Origin of the sequence: Streptomyces sp. NRRL B-24085 (genome assembly GCF_001282115.1) — a bacterium.
Classification (GTDB): Bacteria; Actinomycetota; Actinomycetes; order Streptomycetales; family Streptomycetaceae; genus Streptomyces.
Genome location: NZ_LJBR01000336.1, coordinates 1 through 8,004 on the forward strand (window position 1 = coordinate 1; position 8,004 = coordinate 8,004).

The window sequence follows — 8,004 nt, forward strand, 5'->3', positions numbered from 1 at the left end:
GAGGAGGGGGGACGCTCGGCCTGGGGCCCGGAGGCGACGGGGACCGCTCCGCCCGGAGCCGCCGCGGACACCCAGACCGTCCTTCGCCCCGCCCTGGGCGACGCCTGGGTCCCCGCCGTCGCCCAGGGCGGGGCGAAGGAGGTCTGGGTCTCCGCGGAGGCCCAGGGCGGAGCGGTCCCCGTCTCCTCCGGGCCCCAGGCCGACCGGCCCCTCTCCTCGCTCGGCCCGTGTCCCGCTCCGGAACCGGAGCTGTAGCCGTTCCAGCCGTTCATCGCGAACCCCCCGCATCACCCCGTCGGGCAAGACTTCGACCGTAGGGCGGAAAACGGCCACGGGCCCCGTTCCGGAGGGAACCGGAACAGGGCCCGTGCAGGCTCGTGACAGAGCTGTGGAGAAAACTCAGATGAGGCCGAGCGCGCGGACCGCCTCGCGCTCCTCCTCCAGCTCCTTGACGGAGGCGTCGATGCGGGCGCGGGAGAACTCGTTGATGTCCAGGCCCTGGACGATCTCGTACGTGCCGTCCTTGGTGGTGACCGGGAAGGAGGAGATCAGGCCCTGCGGGACGCCGTAGGAGCCGTCCGACGGGATGCCCATGGAGGTCCAGTCGCCGTCCGCGGTGCCGTTGACCCAGGTGTGGACGTGGTCGATCGCGGCGTTGGCGGCCGAGGCGGCGGAGGACGCGCCCCGGGCCTCGATGATCGCGGCACCGCGCTTGGCGACGGTCGGGATGAAGTCCTCGGCCAGCCACTTCTCGTCGTTCACGGTCTCGGCGGCGTTCTTGCCGGCGACCGTGGCGTGGAAGATGTCCGGGTACTGGGTGGCGGAGTGGTTGCCCCAGATGGTCAGCCGCTTGATGTCGGCGACCGAGGTGCCCGTCTTCTTCGCGAGCTGGGTCAGCGCGCGGTTGTGGTCGAGGCGGGTCATCGCGGTGAAGCGCTCGGCCGGTACGTCCGGGGCGGCGGCCTGGGCGATCAGCGCGTTGGTGTTGGCCGGGTTGCCGACCACCAGGATCTTCACGTCGTCCGCGGCGTGGTCGTTGATGGCCTTGCCCTGCGGCTTGAAGATGCCGCCGTTGGCCTCCAGCAGGTCGCCGCGCTCCATGCCCTTGGTGCGGGGGCGGGCGCCGACGAGCAGGCCGACGTTGGTGCCGTCGAACGCGACGTTCGGGTCGTCCGTGATGTCGATGCCCTGGAGCAGCGGGAAGGCGCAGTCGTCGAGCTCCATCGCGGTGCCCTCGGCGGCCTTGAGCGCGGGGGTGATCTCCAGGAGGCGAAGCTTGACCGGCACGTCAGCGCCGAGGAGCTGGCCCGAGGCGATGCGGAAGAGCAGGGCGTAACCGATCTGGCCGGCCGCGCCGGTGACGGTGACGTTCACGGGAGTGCGGGTCATGGCGTTCTCCGTATGACAGACGGCAGTGGGGCGTCCCTGCCCCCGGACGTTTGATCGATCTCTCGGCGTCAAGAGATCTCCAGCGGTCAGGCTATCGCGCATCCGGGATCCCGGACGTCCGGCCCCCTGTGGCCCAGCCCACACCACCGCACGCACCGCCGCCCCGACAGAAGAGGCGGCCGCCCGTCCGGGAGAGGGGGGACGGAGGCGGCCGCCGTATGGGGGTACCGTTTCCGGACTCCCGTGGGGGTACGGTTCGCGTGCCCGGGATTCAACAGTCCATGCGCACTCCGGGAAAAATCACCCACCCGGGGCGCGGGGAACTGCGCGACAAGCCACGACGCACCCGCAGCCGACACGCCCCCGGCACCCTCTCAGTCGGTGCACCCCCGCTGCCCGGAAGCCAGCGTCACGCACGCCTTCGCCTCGCCCGCGTCCTTCACGGCGACCATCGGCGTGTAGGCGATCGTGTCCCCGGCCTCGGTGATGCCGCCGCTCCGCTCGACCGCCTTGCCCGCGCTCACCTCGACCTGGTCGCCCTGCCCGGCCTGGGTGACCCGCCCCCAGGCCGCCCCGCACGTCTTGCTGTAGCGCACCTCGACCACGGCCGCCCCGACCGTCGCGGTCTTGGCGGTCGTCACCAGGTTGCCGCTGCACCCCATGGCCTCGGCGTCCTTCCCGGTGCATCCCTGGCCGCTGCACTTCACGCCGGGGGGCAGCGAGACACTCGCGCTGGCGGACGGCGACGGCGACTTCTCGGCCTTGTTCTTCTTGTCGCCGCCCGGGTCGGTCAGGAAGAACACCGCGGCGATCACGACCAGCACCCCGACGACTCCCGCGAGGAACATCGTCAGCCGCCGCTTGCCCCCGCCGGAACCACCGGCGCCACCGGCGCCACCGGAACCGGCCGCACCGGAGGCGCCGTCACCGGGACGCGCGTCCTGCGGCTGGTCGTACGGCCCCGGCGCCCCCGGGGTCCACCCCGGTCCGCCCGGGGAGGCCGGTCCGGCCGGAGCCGCACGCCCCGCCGCCTGCGACGGCCCCTGGTACCCGGCCACCCCCCAGGAGTTGGTTCCCGAAGAGGCGGCGCGGCGCGCCTCCGCGCTGTCGTTCTCCGACGCCACCGGCTGGGGCGGCACCGTGGGGGCGACCCCCGCCGGTCCCGCCACCCCGGGTGTCGCCGTCGCGCTGCCGCTCCTGCGGGCCGTCTTGCCGCCCTTGGCGTTCGCGGGCGGCGCGCCGAACTCGCCGAGCGCGGCCCGCGCCTGGGAGATCCGGATGGCCTCCATGGTCATGTCGTGGCGCATCTCCGAACGGCTCCAGGCGCGTTCGGCGAGCTCCCACATCGTGGTCAGGTGCACCGGATTGGTGCCGGTGACCTCGGCCAGGGCGACGATCGCGCCCTTCGGCGCGAGCAGCCGGCCGTTGAGATACCGATCCCAGGACGTCTTGCTGTAGCCCGTGCGGTCGGCCACGGCCGCGATGCTCAGGCCGCTGCGGTCCACGAGCCGCCGCAACTGGCTCGCGAACTCCCTGACCTGCGGATCCAGTTCATCCGGCAAGGCCCTCCAACGAGGCATTGCTCCCCCTCTTTCCCCCCGGTCGGTGCTGGCTGTTCCCCGCTCTTCCCCCTGCCACAAGGATCTCAGCTTTCCGGGCGGGGGCGCACGGGAGCATCCGCAAGTTCGACACGTTAGCCGTGCTGTCGAACAGCTCCATATCAAATACGCAAACCCGTCGATACATCGTCACAGGCGGAAGACATCGGAGATAACGGCCGTCACCCGAGTCCCTGCCTACCCGGAGGCAACGGCCCCGGCCACCCCGAGCAGCAGGACGAGCACGAGCAGAAGCACGGCGGCCAGCAGGAGGCGGTTCATGCCGTGCGCGCGCTCCTTGGGGGGCTCGTCCCACCAGGGCAGGGTGGGGTCCTCCTCGTACCGCTCGTCCGTCCCGCCCTCCTGGGTGCCGGAGGCCCGCGCGGGCGCCGTCGCCGGGCGGGGCCAGGCCTGGACCGCCAGTTCCCAGCGCACACCGAAACGCTCGGCGTCCAGGGTGTCGAGGCCCGCGATCCGGCACAGGGCGGCGACGGCCTGCCGGGGCGGGGGCTGGGTGGCGTTCAGATAGCGGTGCCAGGAGGACTTGCTGTACGCGGTGCGGGCGCCGAGTGCGACGAGGCTGAGCCCCGTACGGTCCTTGAGCTGCCTGAGCTGCTCCACGAAGTGCCGTACCTCCGGCGGCAGATCGTCGGGCAGCGCCTGCCAGCCACTCATCGCCCACCTCCGCGGCGTCCTCACCTGTTCCAGGCAATTGACGACGTCACGGCACTGATCGGTTCCTGGTCCGGGGCCGGCTGTGGCAGGTCCCGCACACCGTGCCGGAACCGTCACCGCTGTGCCACAGCGAACTGACAGCGGTTGAACAGGCTGTTCGCGGCACGGGAGGCTGGGTGGCGGAGGCGGTCCGTCCCTCGTCGGGGGTGGGGGCGAACCGCCGGCCGCCGCGGGTCAGCTGTTGCTGACGGTGAAGTGCAGGGTGTCCTTGAGGAAGGGGATCTCCAGCCAGGGGTTCGGCTGCACCATCATCGCCAGCAGGACGATCGCGGTGCCGAGCACGCCGTAGGTGGCGATGTCGGTGAAGCGGGAGCGGACGGCGAGCATGCCGACGTCCGGCAGCAGCCAGCGCAGCACGGCTCCGGCCAGCAGGGCGAGGCCGACGAACAGGGTGCCGTAGCGGAACTGGTCGAGGGCGGTCAGCAGCAGCCCGAGCCCCACCACGGCCAGCACGGCGAGCACCGGCCACTGCCGGGCGGGCGCCGGAGCGTCCCGCGGCGCGGCCCGGCCACCGCCCTCGGGCCGTGCGGTGTCCCGGGTGAACAGCGGAAACCGCCGTGTCGCCCGCCGCGGCCGCCCGTCGATGTCGGGCGCGCTGATCGCGTCCCGGACGACCATCTCGGCCTGCTCGCCGGGCTCCGCCACCTCGTCGGCCCCACCTTCTCCACCCGGGGCGGCACCGCCGTCACCGTCGTCGGTCCGGGACGCCTCGGAGGCCACGCCGTCCCGGGAGCCCCGCTCCGGGCCTGCGGCCACCGGGTCCGCGTCCCCGGCCACCCGTCGGCCACGCGCATCGGCGGACGCCACGGCGGCCTCCTCCTGAGAGCCCTCCGCCGGGGCCGCTCCCCGCTGTCCGGGGTTCCGTGCCTCAGCCGACACCGCGCTCCGCCGCCTCGACCACGTTGACGAGAAGCTGGGCGCGGGTCATCGGGCCGACGCCGCCCGGGTTCGGGGAGATGAAGCCGGCGACCTCGGCGACGCCGGGGTGGACGTCGCCCACGATCCGGCCCTCGGCGTTGCGGGAGACGCCGACGTCGAGGACGGCGGCGCCCGGCTTCACGTCCTCGGGACGGATCAGATGGGCGGAGCCGGCGGCGGCGACGATGATGTCCGCGCGCTTGAGGTGCGAGGACAGGTCACGGGTGCCGGTGTGGCACTGGGTCACCGTGGCGTTCTCGCTGCGCCGGGTGAGCAGCAGCGGCATGGGGCGGCCGATCGTCACACCGCGGCCGACGACCACCACCTCCGCGCCCTTGATCTCGACGCCGTAGCGGCGGAGCAGGGTCAGGACGCCGTTGGGTGTGCAGGGCAGCGGCGCCGGCTCGTTGAGGACGAGGCGGCCGAGGTTCATGGGGTGCAGCCCGTCCGCGTCCTTGTCCGGGTCCATGAGCTCGAGGATGCGGTTCTCGTCGATGCCCTTGGGCAGCGGCAACTGGACGATGTAGCCGGTGCACGCCGGGTCGTCGTTCAGCTCGCGGACGACCGCCTCGATCTCCTCCTGCGTGGCCGTCTCGGGCAGTTCACGCTGGATGGAGGCGATGCCGACCTCCGCGCAGTCGCGGTGCTTGCCCGCGACGTACTTCTGGCTGCCGGGGTCGCTCCCGACGAGGATCGTGCCGAGGCCGGGCGTGACGCCCCTCTCCTTCAGCGCCGCCACGCGGGCGGTCAGATCGGACTTGATCGCGGCTGCGGTGGCCTTGCCATCGAGAATCTGGGCGGTCATGACCCCATCCTCCCGGATGACCCGGCCCCGGTTCCAATCAGGGCTCCACCAGGGCCGCGTCCAAGATCGGCGAGGTTGCACTTGCACAACACATACCGAATGAGGCTGGACAACAACACACCTGCCTAGAACGATGTCTGGCGCAGTATCGCGGTATCGCGGTTGGTGTTCGGGGGGCAGACCGCTCAGACACGACGTTCCTCCGCGCAGTCCGCATTGTCCCCAGCCCGGCCGACGGAGGATCCCATGAGTTTCGGCTCGCCCAACAACCCTTACGAAAAGCCGCAGAACCCGCAGAACCCCCAGCAGCAGCCGCCTCAGCAGCCCGGGTACGGCTACCCCCAGCAGCAGCCGCAGCAGCCCGGTTACGGCTACCCGCAGCAGGCTCCCCAGGGTGTGCCGCAGCAGCAGGGTTACCCGCAGCAGCAGGGCTATCCGCAGCAGCCCGGGTACGGCTACCCGCAGGCGCCGCAGGTCCCGGCCTCCGCCTACGGCTACCCGCAGCAGCCCGGCTACGGCATGCAGCCCCCGTACGCCAACTGGGGGCAGCGCTTCCTCGGCACCCTGGTCGACATGCTCGTCTTCGCGGTCCCGTACGTCCTCGCCGGCGTCGGCGCGGCCAACAACACCCCGGCCCTGGCGATCATCGGCTACCTCGCCGTCATCGGCCTGGCGATCTGGCTGCTGATCATGGAGGGCCGTACCGGCCAGACGCTCGGCAAGAAGGCGCTCGGCATCCGTCTGGTGCGGGAGAGCGACGGGCAGCCCCTCGGTGTCGGCATGGCCTTCGTCCGCCGTCTCGCGCACTTCCTGGACAGCCTGGCGTGCTACCTCGGCTGGCTGTGGCCGGCCTGGGACGCCAAGCGCCAGACCTTCGCCGACAAGGTCTGCTCGTCGATCGTCATCCGCACCAACTGAGCACCGCCGCACCGCAGTCGGGAGCGGACCACCACGCCGCCCGCCCGCCGGACCTCCCCGGGGCCGTGTCACACCGTGACACGGCCCCGGGGCGTCGTCTGCGCCACGTTCCCCCCGTATCCCCGGACTCCCCGCCGACGGGGCGCTAGCCTCTCCTCAGCCAACTGGTGTGACACGAGAGCACGTTGAGGTACGAAGAGGCAGGTCGGGGGGACCGTGACAGACATACCGGCGGCCGGTGACACCGCGCTGCGGCAGGCGGGCGCGGTCCCGCTGCTGCCCGCCGATCCCGGGCGCATCGGCCCCTACGTCCCGCTCGGGCTGCTCGGCAGCGGCGGCATGGGGCGGGTCTACCTGGCCCGGCGCGCCGACGACGCCCCGGGACTCGCCGCGGTGAAGGTGATCCGGCCCGAGTACGCCGAGGGCCCGGACTTCCGGCGGCGGTTCGAGCGGGAGGCCGCCGTGCACGGGCGGGTGCGCACCCCGCGGGCGCCGCACCTGCTGGGCACCGGGTTCGACGACGCGCTGCTGTGGATGGCCACCGAGTACCTGCCCGGTCTCAACCTCGCCGAGGCCGTCCGCGAGTGCGGGCTTCTGACGCCGACCGGGGTGTGGCGGCTGGTGGCGGAGCTCGGCGAGGCCCTGTCGGCGCTGGCCGCCGCCGGGGTCGTGCACCGGGACCTCAAGCCGTCCAACGTGATCCTGTCCCCCAGGGGCGCGCACGTCATCGACTTCGGCATCTCCCGCGCGGCCGACAGCAGCGCGATCACCACGACCGGCAACCGGGTCGGCACGGCCGCGTACATGGCGCCCGAGTACCTGCGGGAGGGCCGCTGCGACGCCGCCTCCGACGTCTTCTCCCTCGGCTGCACCATCGTCTACGCCGCCACCGGGCACGCCCCCTTCGGCGACGGGACCGGCGTGGACGTCATGCACCGGGTGGCCTTCGAGGCCCCCGACACCGAGGTCATGGCGGAACTCGGGAGGAGCGACCCGGCGTTGGCCGCCCTGCTGTCCGCGTGCCTGGCCAAGGACCCCGCCGGGCGCCCCGCCCCTCGGGAACTGATCGACGCGGCCGCGGCCGCCGGGCACGGTCGCGCGTCCGACTGGCACGAACCGCTGGCCGTCCGGCTCCGCGAACGGCAGCAGGGCTGCGCGGTGCTGGAGGGCGTGCCGGTCCGGCAGTCCCCCCACTTCCGCACCCCCGTGGTGCCGCTGCCCGCGCCGGTTCCCGGGCCGGCCGGCGGGACGGGCAACCGGCGCAGGCCCCTGCTGGCCGCCGTGGCGGGCATCGCCGTCGGCGCCGTGGCCGTCGGCGCCTTCCTGCTCACCCGGCCCGGCCCCGACGCCGCGGCCGCCGCCCCGACGGGCTCCGGGAGTGTCACGGCCTCCGCCGCGCCCACCTCGTCCGGGCCCGGAGCCTCGCCCTCGCCCTCCCCCTCCGGCACGGGCAGGGGCGAGAAGAAGAAGGACAAGGGCGAGGAGCGGCAGGCCGTCGCCGAGGAGAGCAGCCGCGAGCCGGACAGCACACCGTCGGCGACCTCCACACGCGGCGGCGGCGCGGGCGGAGGCGGCGGCAGCGAGGCGCCCGCCCCCACCGCCACCGTGACGAGGACGGCCGCGCCGCCGCCGCGTGTGGAG

The 8,004-nt window shown here is 73.1% G+C and carries 7 protein-coding genes and 1 pseudogene; 3 read left to right on the top strand and 5 right to left on the bottom strand.

The features are described from left to right. Positions 1 to 255: pseudogene (locus tag AOJ26_RS31330) on the top strand (hypothetical protein); the annotation flags it as partial. A gap of 144 nt (positions 256 to 399) precedes the next feature. On the opposite strand, the gene AOJ26_RS31335 reads toward AOJ26_RS31330, so the two are convergent. The 5 genes from AOJ26_RS31335 to AOJ26_RS31355 form a co-directional block, all read right to left on the bottom strand. Further along, positions 400 to 1,389, bottom strand: a complete 990-nt coding sequence (locus AOJ26_RS31335; RefSeq protein ID WP_053851744.1) for a malate dehydrogenase — start codon at positions 1,387 to 1,389, stop codon at positions 400 to 402. Between the two features lie 374 nt (positions 1,390 to 1,763). Continuing rightward, positions 1,764 to 2,951, bottom strand: a complete 1,188-nt coding sequence (locus AOJ26_RS31340) for a helix-turn-helix domain-containing protein (protein WP_053851745.1) — start codon at positions 2,949 to 2,951, stop codon at positions 1,764 to 1,766. Between the two features lie 234 nt (positions 2,952 to 3,185). Continuing rightward, entirely contained in the window at positions 3,186 to 3,662 is a 477-nt protein-coding gene (locus AOJ26_RS31345) for a helix-turn-helix domain-containing protein (RefSeq protein WP_053851746.1), read from the bottom strand. A gap of 234 nt (positions 3,663 to 3,896) precedes the next feature. Next, positions 3,897 to 4,340 (bottom strand): DUF3017 domain-containing protein, encoded by a 444-nt coding sequence (locus AOJ26_RS31350; protein WP_053851750.1) that lies wholly within the window; start codon positions 4,338 to 4,340, stop codon positions 3,897 to 3,899. Between the two features lie 250 nt (positions 4,341 to 4,590). Continuing rightward, positions 4,591 to 5,445: a bifunctional methylenetetrahydrofolate dehydrogenase/methenyltetrahydrofolate cyclohydrolase gene (locus AOJ26_RS31355; protein ID WP_053851747.1), complete on the bottom strand. Its 855-nt coding sequence runs from the start codon at positions 5,443 to 5,445 to the stop codon at positions 4,591 to 4,593. Between the two features lie 246 nt (positions 5,446 to 5,691). Between AOJ26_RS31355 and AOJ26_RS31360 the strand changes: the two genes are divergently transcribed. Together AOJ26_RS31360 and AOJ26_RS31365 are read left to right on the top strand one after the other, a co-directional pair. Next, a complete protein-coding gene (locus AOJ26_RS31360; RefSeq protein ID WP_053851748.1) occupies positions 5,692 to 6,363 on the top strand; it encodes an RDD family protein in 672 nt (223 codons plus the stop codon). 216 nt (positions 6,364 to 6,579) lie between these two features. Further along, on the top strand, positions 6,580 to 8,004 hold a 1,425-nt coding region (locus tag AOJ26_RS31365), incomplete at its 3' end, for a protein kinase domain-containing protein (RefSeq protein ID WP_053851749.1).